The 18,729-nt window shown below is 71.2% G+C and carries 18 protein-coding genes; 5 read left to right on the top strand and 13 right to left on the bottom strand.

Translation table 11 applies throughout. The features are described from left to right. Genes AC07RM_RS39595 through AC07RM_RS39585 form a run of 3 tightly spaced genes read right to left on the bottom strand, consistent with a single transcriptional unit; the run spans window position 1 to window position 2,778 of the window. On the bottom strand, window positions 1-765 hold the full coding sequence (locus AC07RM_RS39595) for a hypothetical protein (protein WP_495337968.1): 765 nt from the start codon (window positions 763-765) through the stop codon (window positions 1-3). Continuing rightward, entirely contained in the window at window positions 755-1,744 is a 990-nt protein-coding gene (locus tag AC07RM_RS39590) for a hypothetical protein (protein ID WP_495337967.1), read from the bottom strand. The genes AC07RM_RS39595 and AC07RM_RS39590 overlap by 11 nt, the downstream gene beginning before the upstream one ends. An 11-nt stretch (window positions 1,745-1,755) precedes the next feature. Continuing rightward, window positions 1,756-2,778 carry a glycosyltransferase family 2 protein gene (locus tag AC07RM_RS39585; RefSeq protein WP_495337966.1) on the bottom strand — a complete coding sequence of 341 codons (1,023 nt, stop codon included), beginning with the start codon at window positions 2,776-2,778 and terminating at the stop codon, window positions 1,756-1,758. A 114-nt stretch (window positions 2,779-2,892) separates the two neighbouring features. On the opposite strand from AC07RM_RS39585, the gene AC07RM_RS39580 reads away from it, so the two are divergent. Further along, window positions 2,893-4,230, top strand: a complete 1,338-nt coding sequence (locus AC07RM_RS39580) for a UDP-glucose dehydrogenase family protein (RefSeq protein ID WP_495337965.1) — start codon at window positions 2,893-2,895, stop codon at window positions 4,228-4,230. Here the strand turns inward: AC07RM_RS39580 and AC07RM_RS39575 are convergent. From AC07RM_RS39575 to AC07RM_RS39565, 3 genes are all read right to left on the bottom strand, one after another. Next, the gene (locus AC07RM_RS39575) at window positions 4,213-5,367 is read right to left on the bottom strand and encodes a CaiB/BaiF CoA transferase family protein (protein WP_495337964.1); all 1,155 of its coding nucleotides are present in this window, start codon (window positions 5,365-5,367) and stop codon (window positions 4,213-4,215) included. The two genes, AC07RM_RS39580 and AC07RM_RS39575, sit on opposite strands and share 18 nt — an antisense overlap. Before the next feature lie 215 nt (window positions 5,368-5,582). Beyond that, window positions 5,583-6,569 carry a Bug family tripartite tricarboxylate transporter substrate binding protein gene (locus AC07RM_RS39570; protein ID WP_093355257.1) on the bottom strand — a complete coding sequence of 329 codons (987 nt, stop codon included), beginning with the start codon at window positions 6,567-6,569 and terminating at the stop codon, window positions 5,583-5,585. 43 nt (window positions 6,570-6,612) lie between these two features. Next, on the bottom strand, window positions 6,613-8,310 hold the full coding sequence (locus AC07RM_RS39565) for an acyl-CoA dehydrogenase family protein (protein WP_495337963.1): 1,698 nt from the start codon (window positions 8,308-8,310) through the stop codon (window positions 6,613-6,615). Window positions 8,311-8,400: 90 nt separating this feature from the next. On the opposite strand from AC07RM_RS39565, the gene AC07RM_RS39560 reads away from it, so the two are divergent. The 3 genes from AC07RM_RS39560 to AC07RM_RS39550 all read left to right on the top strand — a co-directional run bounded on the left by AC07RM_RS39560 (window position 8,401) and on the right by AC07RM_RS39550 (window position 10,708). Continuing rightward, a complete protein-coding gene (locus AC07RM_RS39560) occupies window positions 8,401-9,297 on the top strand; it encodes a LysR family transcriptional regulator (protein ID WP_093355264.1) in 897 nt (298 codons plus the stop codon). Between the two features lie 216 nt (window positions 9,298-9,513). Then, window positions 9,514-10,257 (top strand): AP2 domain-containing protein, encoded by a 744-nt coding sequence (locus tag AC07RM_RS39555; RefSeq protein ID WP_256223065.1) that lies wholly within the window; start codon window positions 9,514-9,516, stop codon window positions 10,255-10,257. Window positions 10,258-10,312: 55 nt separating this feature from the next. After that, the gene (locus tag AC07RM_RS39550) at window positions 10,313-10,708 is read left to right on the top strand and encodes a hypothetical protein (RefSeq protein WP_093355269.1); all 396 of its coding nucleotides are present in this window, start codon (window positions 10,313-10,315) and stop codon (window positions 10,706-10,708) included. Here AC07RM_RS39550 and AC07RM_RS39545 read toward each other — a convergent pair. From AC07RM_RS39545 to AC07RM_RS39515, 7 genes are all read right to left on the bottom strand, one after another. Beyond that, window positions 10,699-11,748 carry a serine/threonine protein kinase gene (locus tag AC07RM_RS39545; protein ID WP_431511139.1) on the bottom strand — a complete coding sequence of 350 codons (1,050 nt, stop codon included), beginning with the start codon at window positions 11,746-11,748 and terminating at the stop codon, window positions 10,699-10,701. The two genes, AC07RM_RS39550 and AC07RM_RS39545, sit on opposite strands and share 10 nt — an antisense overlap. A gap of 35 nt (window positions 11,749-11,783) precedes the next feature. Next, complete coding sequence (locus AC07RM_RS39540; RefSeq protein ID WP_495337962.1) at window positions 11,784-12,902, bottom strand: DUF2855 family protein; 1,119 nt, start codon at window positions 12,900-12,902, stop codon at window positions 11,784-11,786. Window positions 12,903-13,107: 205 nt separating this feature from the next. Further along, window positions 13,108-13,533, bottom strand: a complete 426-nt coding sequence (locus AC07RM_RS39535; RefSeq protein ID WP_057595126.1) for an organic hydroperoxide resistance protein — start codon at window positions 13,531-13,533, stop codon at window positions 13,108-13,110. A 109-nt stretch (window positions 13,534-13,642) separates the two neighbouring features. Further along, window positions 13,643-14,092: a MarR family winged helix-turn-helix transcriptional regulator gene (locus tag AC07RM_RS39530; protein ID WP_057595125.1), complete on the bottom strand. Its 450-nt coding sequence runs from the start codon at window positions 14,090-14,092 to the stop codon at window positions 13,643-13,645. Window positions 14,093-14,187: 95 nt separating this feature from the next. Continuing rightward, a complete protein-coding gene (locus AC07RM_RS39525; protein ID WP_495337961.1) occupies window positions 14,188-15,525 on the bottom strand; it encodes a serine hydrolase domain-containing protein in 1,338 nt (445 codons plus the stop codon). 36 nt (window positions 15,526-15,561) lie between these two features. Continuing rightward, a complete protein-coding gene (locus AC07RM_RS39520; protein WP_495337960.1) occupies window positions 15,562-16,377 on the bottom strand; it encodes a crotonase/enoyl-CoA hydratase family protein in 816 nt (271 codons plus the stop codon). A gap of 31 nt (window positions 16,378-16,408) precedes the next feature. Continuing rightward, complete coding sequence (locus tag AC07RM_RS39515; RefSeq protein WP_093355279.1) at window positions 16,409-17,257, bottom strand: 3-hydroxybutyryl-CoA dehydrogenase; 849 nt, start codon at window positions 17,255-17,257, stop codon at window positions 16,409-16,411. A gap of 179 nt (window positions 17,258-17,436) precedes the next feature. On the opposite strand from AC07RM_RS39515, the gene purT reads away from it, so the two are divergent. After that, on the top strand, window positions 17,437-18,639 hold the full coding sequence (purT, locus tag AC07RM_RS39510) for a formate-dependent phosphoribosylglycinamide formyltransferase (protein ID WP_495337959.1): 1,203 nt from the start codon (window positions 17,437-17,439) through the stop codon (window positions 18,637-18,639). Window positions 18,640-18,729 lie beyond the last annotated feature (90 nt).

Genomic DNA, 18,729 nt, shown 5'->3' with positions numbered 1-18,729 from the left:
TCAGCCCGCCCGCGGCACCAGCCGCAGTGCCGCGCCCGCGCACCACATGCCGAGCGCGCCCGTGATGCCGAAGCCGCGCTCGATGGCGCGCACCTCGTCCATCAACCGCGCGAGCCGCGCGCGCTCGTGCGGCGCCACGCAGCGCTGCAGCGTGTGGCTGCACAGCCGCACATGGCGCTGCTCGTCGGCCCACACGCGCGCGAGCAGCGGATGCAGCGCATGCGCGGGCCCGATCAGCGCGCAGTGGCGCTCGAGGATGCGCGAGGCCATCTGCTCGGCCGCGAGGCCGATCGCATAGGCCGGCACCAGGCCGCCGTGCGCGAAGTGCGGCGCATGGCGGCGGATCAGCGCCTGCCAGCGCGCGAGCTTGCGCCGGCTGAACCAGTCGGGCCGCGGCTGCTCGCCATCGATGGCGCCGGCCCGTGCGTGCCCGCCGCGTTCGGCGATGGCCTCGGCGAACAGCCGCGCATGCAATTGCTCGTCGGCCAGGTGCTGGTCGAGCTGGCGCTCGAGCCAGTCGGGCGCGGCGGCGCGCAGTTCGCGCTGCAGCGCCTGTTCCGACGATTCCTCGCCCACGAGGTAGAGGCGCAGCAGCAATGCCTCGCCCGCGCGGCTGGCATGCAGCTGGCGCAGCGCGGCGCGCTTCACGCGGTGCACCAGCGCGGCCTGCAGCGCGGGCCAGCCCTGCAGCAACGGCGGCGCCAGGCTCTCGAAGCCCGGGGCTTCGGCGTCGGCCTCGGCCCGCGCGTACAGCTCAGCGGCCATTCGGCCCGGCCTTCGCATCGAGCGCCACGGGCTGCAACTGCTGTTGCTGCCAGCCGAGCACCAGCCCCAGGAAGCTGCCCTGCAGGAAGCCGCGCGCCGTGGCGTCTGCGCCCGCGAACTCGCGCTGCTGCCCGTCGTAGCGCACGAAGCCCTTGCCGCCGGTGGCACCGATGGTCAGCTTCTCGTTCTTGCGGAAGCCGCGCTGCAGCAGCGGTTGCAGCAGGGCCTGCGATTCGAGCCCGTAGAGGAACAGGTCGCGCTGCACCACCTGGCGCGGGATCCGGCCGCTCAGGGCCTGCAGCTCGAGCGACCAGTTGCCCTCGCGCATCGCCTCGGCCAGCGGCCGGTTGCGCGTCGTGACGAAGCGCGTGCGCGCCACCCACTTGACGGCCTTCGACACGCCGAGCCCGACCGTGATGTCGGCGTCGCGCGCGGCGCTCTCGCGGTTGTCGCGCACCTGCACCAGCTCGTCGGCCAGGCGCGCCGTCAGCGACGGCTTGGCGAGCGCCTCCACGACCTGCGCGCTGCTGAACAGCACGCGCTCGCCGCCGGCCTCGCCGACCACGAGCTGCCAGGGATCGATGCGGATCTCGGAGAACTCGCCGCGCACCGGCGCATGCGCATGGCTGCTGAAAGACCAGTCGTTGCCCGAGCGGCTCAGCAGCGCATGGAAGCTCAGCGGCACGCGCTGGCCGTCGGCCGTGCGGCCCGAGCCCTGCAGCACCACGTCGCCCACGATGCGCTTGCCGTCGTAGCTGCGGCCATTGGCGAAGCGCAGCGTGTGCGTGGCCTCGTCGAGCGTGGCGCGGGTGTCTTCGTCGTCGAGCGCGAGCCGGTTGCAGTTCTCGCCGGTGCCGGCGGCGATGGGGCAGCCGCTGCCCGAGGCGAAGGCAAACACGCCGCGGCCCGAGAACTCGGCCGAGGCCGCGAGTCCGGGGGCGAGCAGCGCGAGGGCGGCGAGAACGAGCAGGCGTGCCATGGTCGCGGGCCTCAGGGACGGTGGTAGGAGAGCGCCTGCGCATCGGCATGCGCGCGGCCGGTGGTGTGCAGGCCGATGCCGCGCGCGAAGGCGCCGAGCATGTCGACGGCCGAGAAGCCCAGGATCAGCAGCACGCCGAGCACCCAGCGCGCGCCGCGCAGCGGCGGCAGGTCCTGCCGGTTGAGCGCGCGCAGGCTGAAGCCCAGCCGCGTGACGAGCACGCACAGCGGGCCGATCGGACCGCTCTTCGCGAGCCAGTGCCAGCGCGGCGACACGTAGCTGCGCAGCAGGTGCGGCGTGAGCGAATACGTGTCCTGCCCGCGCATCCAGCGCAGCTTGAGCGCCTCGCGCCGCGTGTCGGGCAGGCGGTGCTCGGTGTGGGCGCGCGCCGCGTAGTGCAGCGGGATGCCGGCCGCGCGCAGCCGCATGCCGAGCACCTGGCAGTGGGCGCGGTACACGCCGTCGAGCGCCTGGTAGCCGTGGGTGTCGAAGACCTCGCGCCGGAACGCCACGTTGTTCGCGTAGAAGTTGCTCGTCGCGCCCGCGTGCTCGTTCGGGAAGTACATGAAGTCGATGGTGGTGAGCGCTGTGCCCACCACGTTGGCCGCGTAGCTGGTGCGGCCCGCCACCACGGCCGGCGCGTCGGCGCGCGCGAAGGGCGCGAGCAGCTCGCGCAGCCAGTCCTCGTCGGGCAGGCAGTCGGCATCGGCGAACACCACCCAGTCGCAGCGCGCGGCATCGGTGGCCGCGAAGCCGGTGTTCTTGGCGTCGTAGTAGCCGGTGCTGGCGTCGATGCGCACGAAGTCGACGGGCCGCCCGGCCAGGCGTTGCACTTCCTCGCAGGTGGCGGCATCGAGGCCGTCGTGCGTGATGACCACCTGGGCCAGCGTGGACAGCGGCTGCTTCTGGCGTGCCAGCAGCGCGATGAGCCGCCGCAGGCTGGCGGCGGTCCTGGCCTGCGCATCGGCACCGCCGCGCAGGTTGTTGGTCTCGAGGACCAGCGCGGTGCGCGCCGCCACTTGATCGGGCATCATCGATTTTTCCTGTCCGGACGTCGTTGGGAAGGCATGCATGCCGCTTTTATCGCACAACCCTCGCGGTTGCCAGTGCCATCGCTCATGGGCGCGGCCCGCCGCGGGGCCGCTGTCTTGAAGCTCGCGGTCTTCGGCGCGGGCTACGTGGGCCTGAGCTTCGCGGCTTGCATGGCCGAGGCCGGGCACGCGGTGCTGTGCGCCGACACCGACGCGCCGCGCATCGCGGGCCTGCGCGCGGGCCGCATGCCGCTGCACGAACCGGGGCTCGGCGCGCTGGTGGCGCGGGAGACGGCGGCCGGCCGGCTGCGCTTCACGGACGATGCCGGCGAGGCCACGCGGCATGGCGACATCCTCTTCATCGTGGTCAATGCGCCGGCCGATGCCGAGGGCGCGGTCGACCTCGAGGCGGTGTTCGAGGTGGCGCGCGCCGTGGGGCACCACCGCGACCGCGACGGCCTGCTGGTCTGCAAGTCGACCTTGCCGGCGGGCACGGCCGACCGGGTCGAGGCGGTGGTGCGGGACGCGCTGGCGCGGCGCGGTGCCACGCACCGGATCGCGGTGGCGGTGAACCCCGAGTTCCTGCGCGAAGGCTCGGCGGTGCGCGACAGCCGCGCGCCCGACCGCATCGTGGTCGGGGCTACAGATGCCGACGCGATCGCGCTGCTGGCCGAGCTCTATCGGCCTTTCGTGCGCGACCCCGCGCGCCAGTGGCTGGTGATGGACCGCCGCTCGGCCGAGCTCGCGAAGTACGCCGCCAACGCGATGCTCGCCACCCGCATCAGCTTCATGAACGAGATGGCGCGCGTGGCCGAGCAGGCGGGCGCCGACATCGAGAGCGTGCGCCGCGCGATCGGCGCCGATGCGCGCATCGGTCCGGCCTTCCTGCAGGCCGGCGCGGGCTACGGCGGCTCCTGCCTCGCGAAGGACCTGCGCGCGCTGCAGCATGGGGGCGAGGGCGCCGCGCTGCGGCTGCTGCCCGCGGTGGCGGCGGTGAACGAGGCGCAGAAGTCGCGGATCTTCGAGCTCGTGGCCGGCCATTTCGGCGCCACGCTCGCGGAGCGCACACTGGCCGTGTGGGGCCTGGCCTTCAAGCCCGACACCGACGACATGCGCGATGCGCCGAGCCTGGTGCTGATCGAGCGGCTGCTGGCCGCCGGCGCGCGCCTGCGGCTGCACGATCCGGCAGCGATGCCGAATGCGCGTGCGCTGCTCGGCGAGCGCGAAGGCATCGCCTGGTGCGATGCGCCCGAGGCCGCGCTCGAAGGCGCCGATGCGCTCGTGCTCGTCACCGAATGGGCGGCCTACCGCCGGCCCGACTTCGAGCGCATGGCCGCGCTGCTGTCGGCGCGTGCCGTGTTCGATGGCCGCAATCTCTACGACCCGGCCGAGGTCGAGGCGGCCGGCATCGCCTGCTATGGCATCGGCCGCGGGCGTTCAGTGCGCCGCGCTTGAGGCCGCCTCGTCGTCCGCGCGCGGCAGGAAGGCATCGCCCGGCGTCAGCGGCGCATGCCGGTAGCTCGCGGGCGTGCGGCCCAGCTTCACGGGCGCGCCGATGCCGCGATAGCCACCCTCCAGTTCGACCACCATGCCGCGATGCGCGGTGTGCGGATGCTCGAGCGCGGCGGCCACGGGCAGCACCGGCGCGGCCGGCACGCCCGCGGCCATGAGCTGCTCGACCAGCACGCGGCCGTCGAAGGCGGCCATGGCGGTCTCGAGCCGCTGCTTGAGCGCGTCGCGGTTCACCGAGCGCGCACCCGCGGTGGCGAAGCGCGGATCGGTGGCCAGCGCGGGCAGGCCGATGCAGCCGCACAGGCTTGCGAACTGGCGGTCGTTGCCGACGGCGACGAACACGGGGTCGGTGCCGGTGGCGAGGGCGTCGTAGGGATAGATGTTGGGATGGGCGTTGCCGGTGCGGCGCGGCGCGCTGCCGTCCATGAACCAGTTGGCGGCGTGCGGATGCAGCAGCGAGATGCCGCTGTCGTAGAGCGCGGCCTCGACGAACTGGCCGCGTCCGCTGCGCTGGCGTTCCTGCAGCGCGAGCAGCACGCCGATGACGGCATTGAGGCCGGTCACCATGTCGACCACGGGCAGGCCCACGCGCAGCGGCCCGCCCTCGGCCTCGCCGTTGACGCTCATGATGCCGGTCATGGCCTGCACGGCGGCGTCGTAGCCGGGCAGCGCACCGAGCGGACCGTCGGCGCCGAAGCCCGAGACGCGGCACCAGACCAGGCGCGGAAAGCGCTGCGACAGGGTCTCGTAGCCGATGCCCCAGCGTTCCATGGTGCCGGTCTTGAAGTTCTCGATCAGCACGTCGGCCTCGGCCACCAGCGCGAGCAGGGCGGCGCGGCCTTCCTCGGTCGAGAAGTCGAGGTGCTGCACGCGCTTGTTGCGGTTGAGGCCGTGGTAGTAGGAAGCCACGCCATCCTTGAACGGCGGGCCCCAGGTGCGCGTGTCGTCGCCCTGCGGCGGCTCGATCTTGAGCACGTCGGCGCCATGGTCGCCGAGGATCTGACCGCAGTAGGGGCCGCCGAGGATGCGGGAGATGTCGAGCACGCGGATGCCCGCGAGTGCGCCTTGAGAGGATGTCATTGCAGTGCTGTTCCGATGCTTGTGTTCTGTTCGTTCGGGGCGCGTGCGAAGGACATCGGGTACTCCCCTCCGCGAATGTCCCCCGGCCTTCGGCCTCCTCCTTGATTTCGCTGCGGGGAGCACCCGATGCCCTCCGCACGAGAGGCGCTCTGGTCGTGCCGGCGGTTCAGGCGCGGCGCAAGGTACCCCGTCGGCGTGATCGCGCCCCGGATGCCTCAATCGAGCTGCGCCCCCGACTTCTTGACCACGTCCTTCCACTTTGCCGACTCGCTCGCGATGAACTGGCCGAGCTTCGGCGGCGAGGTGTCGGCGCTGGCCTCGAGGCCCTGGGCCGCGAACATCTGCTTGACCTTGGGCGAGTTCAACACCTCGGCGAAGGCATGGTTGAGCTTCGCCACGCGCTCGGCCGGCGTGCCCGCGGGTGCGACGATGCCGAAGAACACGCTCACGTCGTAGCCCTTGTAGCCCTGCTCCGAGATCGTGGGCACCTCGGGCAGCGCCTGCGAGCGCGCGAGGGTGGCCACGCCCAGCGCGCGCAGCTTGCCGGCCTTGACGTAGGGCAGCGCGGTGAGGATGTCGGTGAAGGTCATGCTGACCTGGCCGCCCAGCAGGTCGTTGAGCGCGGGGCCGGTGCCCTTGTAGGGGATGTGCTGGAAGTCGGTGCCGGCGATCGAGTTGAACAGCACGCCCGCGAGGTGCGAGGAGGCGCCGTTGCCCGAGGAGGCATAGCTGAGCTTGCCGGGGTTGGCCTTGGCATAGGCGACGAGCTCGGGCACGGTCTTCACCGGCAGCGCGGGATTCACCACCAGGATGTTCGGCAGGTAGCCGACCTGGATCACGGGCGCGAAGCTCTTCACCGGGTCGTAGTTGATCTTGCGGTAGAGGCTGGCGTTGATCGCGAGCGGGCCCGAGGTGCCGAACAGCAGCACATGGCCGTCGGCCTCGGCGCGCGCCACGTACTCGGCGCCGATGTTGCCGCCCGCGCCGGCACGGTTCTCCACGATCATCGGCTGGCCCATGCGGTCCTTCATCTCGGCCGCGAGCGTGCGCGCCATCGCGTCGGTGGGGCCGCCGGGCGGGAAGGGCACGACCAGCGTCATCGGCTTGGAGGGAAATGCGGTGTCGGCCTGCGCGGCGGGGGCCGCGGCCAGCAGGCCGGCGCAGGCGGTGGCCAGCGCGAGGAGGGAAGCGAGGTGTTTCAAGAGGAGGTCTCCGTTCTTTTGTTCGGGTGTTCGGGGGAAGGGCTCAGGCCGTGGTCCAGCCGGCGGGCAGCGCATCGGGCGCGAGCGGATCGCGCGGCAGCACGCGATGCAGCAGCGCGAGCTGCGACCAGCGCAGCCGCGCGGCCGAGCCGGTGCGCGCGGCCTCCCAGGCCATCGCGCTCGCGCTGGTGCAGTGGTAGAGCGCCGAGGCGGCCTGGCGCGCGAGCACGTCGCCGCCTTCGCGCGCGGCCGTCTCGGCCAGCGCGGCGGCACGCGCCAGTGCATCGCGCAGCGCCTGGGCGAAGGCCGGGGCCGGTTCGGCTTCGGCGATCAGCCGTTCGCAATGGGCGCGCAGCACCGGCAGCGAGCCCTCGCGCTTGACGGCGCGGATCACGTCGAGCGCGACGATGTTGCTGGTGCCCTCCCAGATCGAGCCCAGGTGGGCATCGCGCACCAGCCGCGGATCGCTCCATTCCTCGATGTAGCCGCAGCCGCCGCGCACCTCCATCGCATCGCCCGTGACCTTGCGCGCATCGCGGCAGGCGCGGAACTTGATGAGCGGCGTGAGGATGCGCAGCAGCGCGTAGGCATCGGCTTCGCCGGCGTCGGAGCGCGCCAGCGCCAGCGCGGTCTGGCAGACCATGGTGCGCGCCTGCTCGGCGGGCACGCGCAGCTTGTCGAGCTGGCGCTGCATCAGCGGCATCCGGTCGAGCGTGCGGCCGAAGGCCTGGCGCTCGGCGGCGATGTACTCGGCCTCGGCCACCGCGCGGCGCATCAGGCCGGCGGCGCGCACGCCGTTCGACAGCCGCGAGTTGTTGACCATGTCGGCCATCTGCACGAAGCCGCGGCCTTCCTCGCCGACCAGGTAGGCCAGCGCGCCCTCGAGCCGGATCTCGCCGCTGGCCATCGAGCGCGTGCCGAGCTTGTCCTTGAGCCGGATGATCCGGTAGCGGTTGAGACTGCCGTCGTCGAGCCGGCGCGGCAGCAGGAACAGCGACACGCCCTTCATGCCGGCCACGCCGTCCTCGGCGCGTGCGAGCACCATCGCGAAATCGGCGTCGGGGTTCGAGCAGAACCACTTGTCGCCCGTGAGGCGCCAGCTGCCGTCGGCCTCGCGCCGCGCCAGCGTGGCGGTGGCGGCGATGTCGGAGCCCGCGGCCTGCTCGGTCATGAACATCGCGCCCTGCGCGAGTTCGTCGAAGTCGAGCGAGGTCAGGCGCGGCAGGTACTTCTGCACCAGCGCGGGCGCGCCGAACTTCTTGAGCGTGCGCGTGAGCGAATCGGTCATCGAGACCGGGCAGCACAGGCCGAACTCGGCCTGCACGAACAGGTAGGTCAGCGCGTATTTCACGAGCGGCGGCATGCGGCCCTTCCAGCCCAGCGTCTCGTCGCGGTGCGAGATCGCGGCCAGCCCGAATTCGCTGAGCGCGAGGCGCTCCATCTCGACGTAGGCCGGATGCTTGATCACCTGCTGCTCGTCGAGCCCGGTGCGCGTGCGCTGCTTCAAGGTGGGCGGGTTGCGGTCTGCGGTGCCGGCCAGCTCATCGAGCCTGCCGCCCGCGAGGCCGCCGAGGCGCTCGAGCTGTGGCTGCAGGTGGCGCAGCAGGTCCTCGGGCAGGTAGAGCGCGAGCAGCGACTGCAGCTCGGTGTCGACGCTGTAGAGGTTCTGGCCGTGGCGGTCGGGAATGGGGTGAACGGCGGGCGCGGCAGGCGCGGCGGGCGCGGCGGGCGTCTCGGGCATGGCTTGTCTCCTGGATTCGCGCCATTGTTCAAGCCGTGACGATCCGTGTCTAATATCGTTTGGGTCTTGCTCGATTCGATTTGCCTATTCATGGAACTGCGTCACCTGCGCTATTTCTCCGTGCTCGCCGAAGAACTGCACTTCGGGCGCGCGGCACGCCGGCTCTCGATCTCGCAGCCGCCGCTGTCGGTGGCGATCCGCCAGCTCGAGGACACGGTGGGCGCGCGCCTGTTCGAGCGCAACAGCAAGGAGGTGCGGCTCACGCCCGCGGGCGATGCGCTGCGCGTGTCGGCGCGCCGGCTGCTGCAGCAGGCCGAGGAGGCCGCGCTCGAGGCGCGCGACATCGCGCAGGGCTCGGCCGGGCGGCTGCGCATCGGTTTCGTCGGCGCGATGCTCTACCGCGGCCTGCCGCAGGCGCTGCGCGCGTTCCAGGCCAAGCATCCGGCGGTGCGCATCACGCTGGCCGAACTCAACTCGGGGGTGCAGATCACCGAGCTGATGCACGACCGGCTCGACCTCGGCTTCGTCCACACCGCGCGCATGCCGCCCGAGCTGCAGCACCGGCTGCTGCTGACCGAGCCCTTCGTCTGCTGCCTGCCTGCGGGCCATGCGCTGGCGCGGCGGCGCGCGCTCGCGCCGGCCGAGCTGCGCGGCGAGCCCTTCGTGCTGTTCTCGCGCGAGGCCTCGCCCGACTACCACGAGCGCATCCTCTCGATCTGCGCCGACGCGGGCTTCCATCCCGAGGTGCGGCACGAGGTGCGGCACTGGCTCGCGGTGGTCTCGCTGGTGTCGCAGGGCATGGGCGTGGCGCTGGTGCCGCAGGCGATGCGGCACTCGGCGCTCAGCGGCGCGGTGTTCCGCCCGCTCGACCGCGAGGTCACGCCGTCGGAGGCCTATGGCGTGTGGCGCGCGGGGCCGCCGAACATGCTGGTGCAGCGGCTGCTCGACGGGCTCGCGAAGAGCCTGCGCGAGAGCGCGAAGCGCTGAACGCGCACGCCGTTCTGCATCGTCTTCGTGGCAGGGCCGTGACCATGCGGGGCATCGACCCCGCACCGCGCCGGGCTACCGGAACCGGTGATGCCCAAGGCCTTGCGAAGGCTTTAGTATTCCCGGCAACCTCGCCGTGGCCCGGGCCTTCAAGAGCATGCAAAAGGGGTGTCGCCAGGGGGTTCAGATCAACGACACGGCCGTGTCGACGCCAGCATGCCCAAAGGTATCCCCAATTCCGCCGCCATGTACGGCATCTTCACCCGGCCCTGGGGCTACGAGGTCTCCGTCATGCGCAACGGAACCCGCCACTACCGGCAGTTCGGCCGGGCGAGCTACGGCGGCGCCGAACAGGCGCTGCTGCATGCGCAGGACTGGCGCGACGCCATCGTGCGGCAGCACCCGCCGATCGCGCGCCGCGCGCGCGCCGAGCAGCCGCGCGCCAACAACAGCACCGGCGCGCCCGGCGTCTACAGCCGCGTCGCGCCCGACGGCCGCGTGCGCGCCTGGCTCGCCAAGACCTACATCGCCGAGGACCAGATCCTGCAGACCTATTTCTCGGTCGACGGCGCCGACCGCGCGGCCCATGCGGCGGCGCTGGCCGAGCGCGCGCGCCAGCTCGCGCAGATGACCGGCCTGGCGCACGTGCACCCGGCCGAGGAGGCGATCCGCCGCGAGACCGATGCCGCGCCGCGCGCGCGCACGCCGCGGCTCTCGCGCGCGGAGATCGTGCGCCGCAACAACTCGAGCGGCACCAGCGGCGTGCAGTTCAAGTCGCCGCGGCCCGACCATCCGGGCTACTGGATGGCGATCACCTTCATCGCCGGGCGCGGCACCGTCAGCAAGGCCTTCTCGGTGAAGACCCATGGCGAGCAGGCGGCCAAGCGCCTCGCGATCGCCGAGCGCGAGACGCAGCTCGCGCTCAAGCGGCAGCTCGACGGCGCGGAGCTGGCGTCCTGATGGCGGCGCGTGCGTGCAAGGCCGGGCCCGCGGGCACGGCCGGGGCGGTGCTGCCATGAGCCTCAAATCGTTGAACCGGCTGCTGCGCGTGGCCTCGCACCTGCTCGACCAGGCCGCGGCCGACGTGCGGGCCTGCGGCCTCGAGCCGGCCACCGAGCAGGTGCACCGCATCGGCCGCGCGATGGTCGAGCTGATCGAGGTGCAGCGCCGGATCTATGCCGAGCAGCCCGAGCTGCAGCCGCGCACGCTCGTGGCCTCGCGCCGCGAGGCCGATGCCAACCGGCTGTTCACCCAGCTGATGCTCGAGGCGCTGGACCTCGAGGACGCCGGCAACGTGGCGGCCGCGCTCGAGAAGTACACGCAGTTCATCGGCCTCTCGCCCTCGCACCACCACCGCGAGATCGTGCGCGAGGAGATCCGCCGGCTGTCGGCGCCGGCCGTTCAGGCGTAGATCGGGTCCTCGGCCATCGCCTCGCACTGGTCCTGCAGCATCTGGACCTGGCCCTTCCAGTAGTCGCTGCTGCCGAACCAGGGGAAGTTGATCGGGAAGATCGGGTCTTCCCAGCGCCGTGCGAGCCAGGCGCTGTAGTGGATCAGGCGCAGCGTGCGCAGCGGCTCGATCAGCGCGAGCTCGCGGCGGTCGAATTCGCGGAACTGCTCGTAGCCGTCGAGCAGCCCCGAGAGCTGCGCGGTGCGCTGGGCGCGTTCGCCCGACAGCAGCATCCACAGGTCCTGCACCGCGAAGCCGGTGCGCGCGTCGTCGAGGTCGACGAAGTGCGGGCCGCCGTGGGGGCGGTCGGTCGGGGTCCAGAGGATGTTGCCGGGGTGCACGTCGCCATGCAGCCGCAGCTTGCGCGGGCCGTCGCCGGTGGCTGCCGCGCTCGAAAGCGGGGTCGCGGCGATCATCGCCAGCGCCTCGTTGCAGGCCTTCTCCCAGTCGCGCTGCACGTCGAGCGGCAGCTTGTCGTTCGCCAGCAGCCAGTCGCGCGAGGCGGTGCCGAAGTTCTGCAGGTCGAGCGCGGGCCGCGCCTCGAACGGGCGCGCGGCGCCCACGGTGTGGATGCGCGCGAGAAAGCGCCCGACCCATTCGAGCACCTCGAAGTCGTCGAGCTCGGGCGCGCGGCCGCCGCGATAGGGGCTCACGCTGAAGGCGAAGCCGGCATGGCGGTGCAAGGTGGCGCCGCCGAAGGCCAGCGGCGGCACGGCGGGGACCTCGGCCGCGGCGAGTTCGAGCGAGAAGGCATGCTCCTCGAGGATCTCGGCCTCGCTCCAGCGGCCGGGCCGGTAGAACTTGACCACCACGGCCGGGTGCGGCTGCGGGTCCTCGAGGTGCACCTGGTAGACCCGGTTCTCGTAGGAGTTGAGCCCGGTGAGCCGGCCGTCGCCGTGCAGGCCGAGGCCTGCGAGCGCGTCGAGCACCACGTCGGGCGTGAGGCTCTCGTAGGGATGGGCAGGGTGGCCGGCGGGCGCCGCGGGGGAATCGGGAATCATGCGGCGATTGTCGTCGCCCGCACCCCGCGCGCTTTTCAGAGGCCGCCGGGGTGCGCGTGCAGCGACAGGATGTGGCCGGTGCGCGGATCGCCCTTGCCGGCCAGCACCTGGGCATAGGCGGCCTGCGCGGCCGCGCCGCCGCGGTGGTGCTCGGCGCGCAGCCAGGGGCTGGCGGCATCGGTCGCGCGTGCGGTGAAGGCCTGCCAGGCCGCCACCATGCGGCGGCTGAATTCCTCGGCGCTCCATTCGGCGGTGCGCTTCTTGATCTGCGCGGGCGCGAAGAACAGCGTGGCGCGCGGGCCCGCGAGCTCGCGGGTGGCGCCCTTGGAGGCCAGTTCGTCGACATGCGTGCCGCCGATCGCGCAGCTGTAGCGCAGGCCAGTGAAGCGCGCATGGATCGCCTCGCGCAGCGCGCCGTTGCCCGCGAAGTCGATGTAGACGCAGGGCGTGTCGGCCGGCAGTTCGTCGAGCGCGTCGTAGCGCAGCACGCGGTGGTAGCAGCCCAGGCTCTCGCAGTAGCCGACGTTGCCCGCCGAGGTCAGGCCGACCACCTCGATGCCTTCGCGCTGGTGCAGCTGGAACGCGGTGCCGTAGGCCGTCTTGCTCGAGGCGCTCGACAGCAGCATGGTGCGCGCGCCGAAGAAGTCGTTGTCGGCCATGAAGTCGTCGATCAGCCAGGAGGTGATGAACAGCGGGCGCAGCAGCGCCTGCGTGTCCTCGCTGTCGGCGGTGTAGAGCGGGTCGGCATTGCAGCGGAAGTACTGGTTGTAGACCGCCGGCAGCTCGGCGCGGTGCGCGGCACCGTCGGCGAAGCGCTCGGGCGACAGCCGCGTCGGGCTCAGCACCGCGCCGGTGGCCATGGGCCAGTAGCCGTAGAGGCGTTCGCCCACGGCCACGCCCGGATGCAGCGACTGCACCACGCTCGCGAAGCCCCACACGGGGATGTTGCCCCAGGCCTCGTCGCCGGTGGGGAAGAAGCGCCAGTAGCTCATGGCGTCGCCGAAGGCGGCGTAGGTGATGTTGTTCGAGGTCAGCGCGAAGCTGTCGATGCGCACGCGCACCTGGCCGTCGGCCAGTGGGGTGTCGGTGCTGTCGTCGAGGCGGGTGTCGCCCAGTTGGCTCTTGCGGATCTGCAGGCTGAGGGTGGTGCTCATGGCGTGTCGAAGCTCCGTGGCTGCGCGGCGTTCCGGCCGCTGGGGTGGCAAGGGGTGCGTCACGACGCACCGGTGAGTGCACGCCACGTTAGCCAAGCTTCGTGAAAGGCGCCATCGCGCAGGTAGCCGGCGCGTCGCACGCGGGACAAGCGAGCGCACGCAAAAAAGCCCCGCGGCGCGGGGCTTCGTCGTGGAGCGCGGGGGCTCAGGCGATCGTCAGTTCGACGTCGATGTTGCCGCGCGTGGCGTTCGAGTACGGGCAGACCTGGTGGGCCGTGTCGACCAGCTTCTGCTTCTGTTCGGCGTCGAGGCCGGGCAGCGTGATAGCGAGCTTGACCGCGATGCCGTAGGCGGCGCCGCCATTCGTCGGGCCGAGGGAGACGCTGGAGTCGATCGCCACGTCGTCCGGCACCTTGACACCGATCTTCGGGCCCACGGCCTTCATCGCGCCGATGAAGCAGGCGGCGTAGCCGACCGCGAACAGCTGTTCGGGGTTGGTGCCGGGCTTGCCCGAACCGGGCGAGCTCAGCTGGACGTCGATCGCGCCGTCGCTGGATTTGCCGGCGCCGTCGCGGCCGCCCGTGGTGTGGGCCTGGGCGGTATAGAGCACTTTGTCGAGCTTGGTGGTCATGGTGATGTTTCCTTGGTCGAAGTGGAACGGTGGTTGAAGAAAGCCGTCGTGGTCCGGAATGGCACGCGGCGGGAGAAACCTGTTGTGGTGATTGAAATGGCTTGCTTGCTCAGGCGGCCTTGCGGATGCGGTCGCGCAGCGCTTGAATCTGGTGGGTGAGGTCCACGAGCTCGGGCACCGAGCATTCGGAGGCCGCGAGCAGGCATTCGGGCACGTGGCCCGCGCGCGCCTTGAGGCGGCGGCCCGCGGCCGTGAGCGTGATGTGCACGCGGCGCTCGTCGGCCACGTCGCGCACGCGGGCCACGAAGCCGTTGGCCTCGAGGCGCTTGAGCAGCGGGGTGAGCGTGCCCGAGTCGAGCGAGACGCGCTCGCCGAGTTCGGAGACCATGGGGCCGTCTTTCTCCCACAGGGCGAGCATCACCAGGTACTGCGGGTAGGTGAGACCGAGCTTGTCGAGCAGGGGCTTGTACAGGCGGGTCATGGCCAGCGAGGCGGAGTACATGGCGAAGCAGAGCTGGTTGTCCAGCTTCAGGAGTTCGTCTTGCGTGAGGGAGGGCATGGGCCGAATTATGGCACTCAATTAAATTGTGTGCAAAGTATTTTGTGCGACAGGGTTTTCGGAGGCCCTCTCCCGGCGGGAGAGGGCAGGAAAACTCAGGGTCGCTTCATCAGCGCATCGGCCACCGCGGCGAAGCCCGGCAGCGTCAGCGGATCGTTGCCCGCGTTCGCCGCCACCGGATGCGCCGCGTAGCGCACGATCACCATCTGCGCCGCCGGGTCCACGTAGATGCTCTGGCCATGGATGCCGCGCGCCATGTAGGCGCCGTGCGCGTTGTTCGACACCCACCACATGTTGCGGTACGACCAGCCCGGCAGCAGGCCGTAGCCGGCCTTCGCGAACTTGGCGGGGTCGCCGCCGCGGCGGATGTCGTCCACCACCGCCTTCGAGAACACCTGCTGCCCGTTGGGAGCGCGGCCGCCGTTGCGCAGGGTTTCGCCGAAGCGCGCGAGGTCGCGCAGCGTGGTGTTGAGGCCGCCGCCGCCCGACTCGGTGCCGATGCTGTCGACCATGAAGTAGGCGTCCTGCTCGGCGCCGATGCGGCGCCAGATCTTCTCGCTCAGCAGCTCGGCCAGCGACTGGTTGCTGGCGCGGCGCAGGATCCAGGCCAGCACCTCGGCATTGATGGTCTTGTAGCCGAAGGCCTCGTCGTGCGCGCCTTCCTTCTTCTGCAGCGCGAGGAACTCGTAGAAGGTCTTCGGGCCGCTGTAGCCGGGCGCGCGCGGGATGAAGCCGCCGGCGCGCGAGTAGTCCCAGATCTCGGCCTTGGGATCGGCGTAGTTCTCGGAGTAGCGCACGCCGATGGTCATGTCCATCACCTGGCGCACGGTGGCGTCGCCGTAGGCGCTGTCCTTGAGCTCGGGCACGTATTTGGTGACGGGCGCCGCGGGGTCGAGCCTGCCCTCGTCGGCGAGGATGGCCGCGAGCGTGCCTACGAAGGACTTGGTGACCGACATCGCGAGGTGCGGCCGCTCGGGCGTCAGCGCGCCGAAGTACTTCTCGTACACCACCTGGCCACGGTGCAGCACCAGGATGCCGTCGGTGTAGGTGTTGGCGATCATCTGGGCGACCGTGCTGTCCTCGCCCGACAGCGACTTGAAGCGGATGCCCTCGATCTGCTCGGGCGTCACGCCCGTGGCGGCCGGCAGCGGGCTCGCGGCGCCGCTGCCGCGCCACACGTTGGCGGTGGGCACGACCTCGCGCACGTGCGAGAAGGTCCAGCGGTTGCGCGGGAAGGCGTTGCCGGCGGGGTTCTCGAAGGTGATCAGCTTGTCGGGCGGCGGCGGGAAGCCGCGCATCCAGCCGAGCGCGTCGACGGAGGTGGCCGCGGGATCGGGCAGGGCCGCGGGCGCGGCCGGTGCCTGGGCGTGGAGGGAGGTGTTCACGGCGAAGAGGGTCAATGCGGCCAGGGCCGCGCGCAGTCGCAGGGTCATGGTGAGGGATGGAGGAGGGGGTGGGAAGGGCGTTCGTCAGCGCCCGCTGAAGCGCGCGGGCCGGCGCTCGATGAAGGAGCGCACGCCCTCGGCCGCGTCCTCGCTGTTCGACAGCCGCTTCTGCGTCTCGATGAACTCGCCGACCGCGGCCAGCGGCCCGTGCTCGATCGCCTTGAGCACGTTGAGGCGCGTGGCCACCACCGCCAGCGGCGCCTGCGCGGCGATGCGCTGCGCGATCGCGAGCGCCTCGTCGAGCTCCTGGCCCGCGGGCACCACCTTCTGCACGAAGTTCAGCCGATAGCCCTCGGCGCTGCCGAACTCGTCGGCCGTCAGCAGGTGCAGCATCGCGTTGCCGAGGCCGGCGCGCTCGGCCATGCGCAAGGTGGCGCCGCCCGTGGCCATGATGCCGCGCTGCACCTCCATCTGCGAGAAGCGGCAGTTGTCGGCCGCCACCACGATGTCGGCGCCGAGCATCAGCTCGATGCCCACCGTGAAGCAGATGCCCTTGACCGCCACCACCATCGGCTTGGTGCGCCGGCGGTAGCCCTCGAGGCCGAAGTCGTGCGGCTCCACCAGGCCCTGCGGGATCGCCTTCTCGCCGCGCTTCATGTACTCGGCCACCGCGGGCAGGTCGAGGCCGGCCGTGAAGTGGTCGCCGAAGGCATGCAGCACGCCCACGCGCAGGTTCGGGTCGTCGTCCAGGCGCGTGTAGGCCTCGGCGAGCTGGCGGAACATCGGCGGCGTCCAGCCGTTGCGCTTGGCAGGCCGGTTGATGCCGATCAGCAGCACGTGGTCGAGCACCTGGGTGTCGATGCAGCCTTCGGTGGGCGGGGTGGTGGGCGTGGCGGTCATGGCGTGGCCTGTCTCCTCGTTCTTCGGCGCGTTAGTAGGTGTAGACGCCGCGGCCGGTCTTGCGGCCCAGTTGGCCGGCGGCGACCATTTCCTTCAGCAGCGGGCAGGGGCGGTACTTGGAGTCGCCGAACTGGTCGAGGTAGACCTCCATCACCGCGAGGCAGACGTCCAGGCCGATCATGTCGGCCAGCGCCAGCGGGCCTATCGGCTGGTTGCAGCCCAGCTTCATGCCGGCGTCGATGTCCTCGGCGGTCGCGATGCCCTCGGACAGCACGAAGAAGGCCTCGTTGATCATCGGCACCAGGATGCGGTTGACCACGAAGCCCGGCGCGTTCTTCACCGTGATCGGCGACTTGCCCAGGCGCTCGGCCAGTTCCTTCACCGTGTCGTGGGTGGCGTCGCTCGTGAGGTAGCCGCGGATCAGCTCGACCAGCGCCATCATCGGCACCGGGTTGAAGAAGTGCATACCGATGAAGCGGTCGGCGCGCGAGGTGGCGGCGGCCAGCTGCGTGATCGAGATCGAGGAGGTGTTCGAGGCGATGATGACCTCGGGGCCCACGAGTTCGTCGACCTGCTTCAAGATCTTGAGCTTGAGCGCGTGGTTCTCGGTCGCGGCCTCGATCACGAGCTGCGCGCCCTTGAGGTCGTCGTAGTTGGTCGAGCCCTGGATCAGCGCCAGCGCGGCGGCCTTCTGCTCGGCGGTGAGCTTTTCCTTCTTGATCAGCCGGTCGAGGCTGCCCGAGACGGTGGCCAGGCCCTTGTCGACCGCCGCCTGCGCGACGTCGATCATCACCACCTTGACGCCCGCCACCGCACAGGCCTGCGCAATGCCGTTGCCCATCGTGCCGGCGCCGATGATGCCGACGGTCTGAATCGCCATGAGAAATGCTCCTTGAGAAAACGAAAGGGGAAGAGAAAAGAAGGCGGGCCAGCCGCCGTGCCGTCCATTGTGGATCAGCCCCGCCGGCGCGTCGTTGCCGCGGGCGACACGGGTGGCTTACAGTGCGCGCTCGCGCTTTCCCCCTCTTTTTCTTCCCTCCCGAACCGACAGAAGCCGCCATGACCACCCTCGGCACCCCCCTCTCCCCCTCGGCAACCCGCGTGATGCTCCTCGGCTCCGGCGAACTCGGCAAGGAGGTGCTGATCGCCCTGCAGCGCCTGGGCGTCGAGACCATCGCCGTCGACCGCTACGAGAACGCGCCCGGCCAGCAGGTGGCCCACCATGCGCGCACCATCGTCATGAGCGACCCCGCGCAGCTGCAGGCCCTGATCGAGGCCGAGAAGCCGCAGCTCGTGGTGCCCGAGATCGAGGCCATCGCCACGCCGATGCTGCAGCAGCTCGAGGACGCGGGCACGGTGCGCGTGATCCCCACGGCCCGCGCCGCCCGCCTCACGATGGACCGCGAAGGCATCCGCCGCCTGGCCGCCGAGACCCTGGGCGTGCCCACCAGCCCTTACGAGTTCTGCGACTCGCTCGCCGAGCTGCAGGCCGCGATCGACGCGGGCATCGGCTACCCCTGCATCGTGAAGCCCGTGATGAGCAGCTCCGGCAAGGGCCAGAGCAAGATCGACGGCCCGGCCGATGTGCAGAAAGCGTGGGACTACGCCATGGCCGGCGGCCGCGTGAGCCATGGCCGCGTGATCGTCGAGGGCTTCATCGACTTCGACTACGAGATCACGCTCTTGACCGTACGCGCCAAGGATGCCGGCGGCGCCGTGCGCACCCGGTTCTGCGAACCCATCGGCCATGTGCAGGTCAGCGGCGACTACGTCGAGAGCTGGCAGCCGCACCCGATGGCGCCGGCCGCGCTGCAGAAGGCGCAGCAGATCGCCGAGGCGGTCACGGCCGACCTCGGCGGCCAGGGCCTGTTCGGCGTCGAGCTGTTCGTCAAGGGCGACCAGGTCTGGTTCAGCGAGGTCAGCCCGCGGCCGCACGACACCGGCATGGTCACCATGGCCACGCAGTGGCAGAACGAGTTCGAGTTGCATGCGCGCGCGATCCTCGGCCTGCCGGTGGACACCACGCTCAAGAGCCCGGGCGCCAGCGCGGTGATCTACGGCGGCGTCGATGCCCAGGGCATCGTCTTCGACGGCGTGGCCGAGGCGCTGCAGGTGCCGGGCGTGGACCTGCGCCTGTTCGGCAAGCCCGAGAGCTTCGTCAAGCGCCGCATGGGCGTGGCGCTGGCGCATGCCGCCGACGTGGAGACTGCGCGCACCAACGCCAAGGAAGCCGCCTCGCGCGTGAAGCCGCGCCAGGCCTGATCGCTTCGGTCGACGGCAGGCTGCGCGCGCGACAGCCGTAGCCAGTTTTCGCAAGCCGCGCCGCGCAGGCGCAGGCATGGTGCCGGGGCT

This window comes from Variovorax sp. GW821-FHT09B05, from assembly GCF_059418265.1.
The sequence above is the reverse complement of the archived record's forward strand: the minus strand, read 5'-3'. Positions and strand labels throughout refer to the sequence as shown.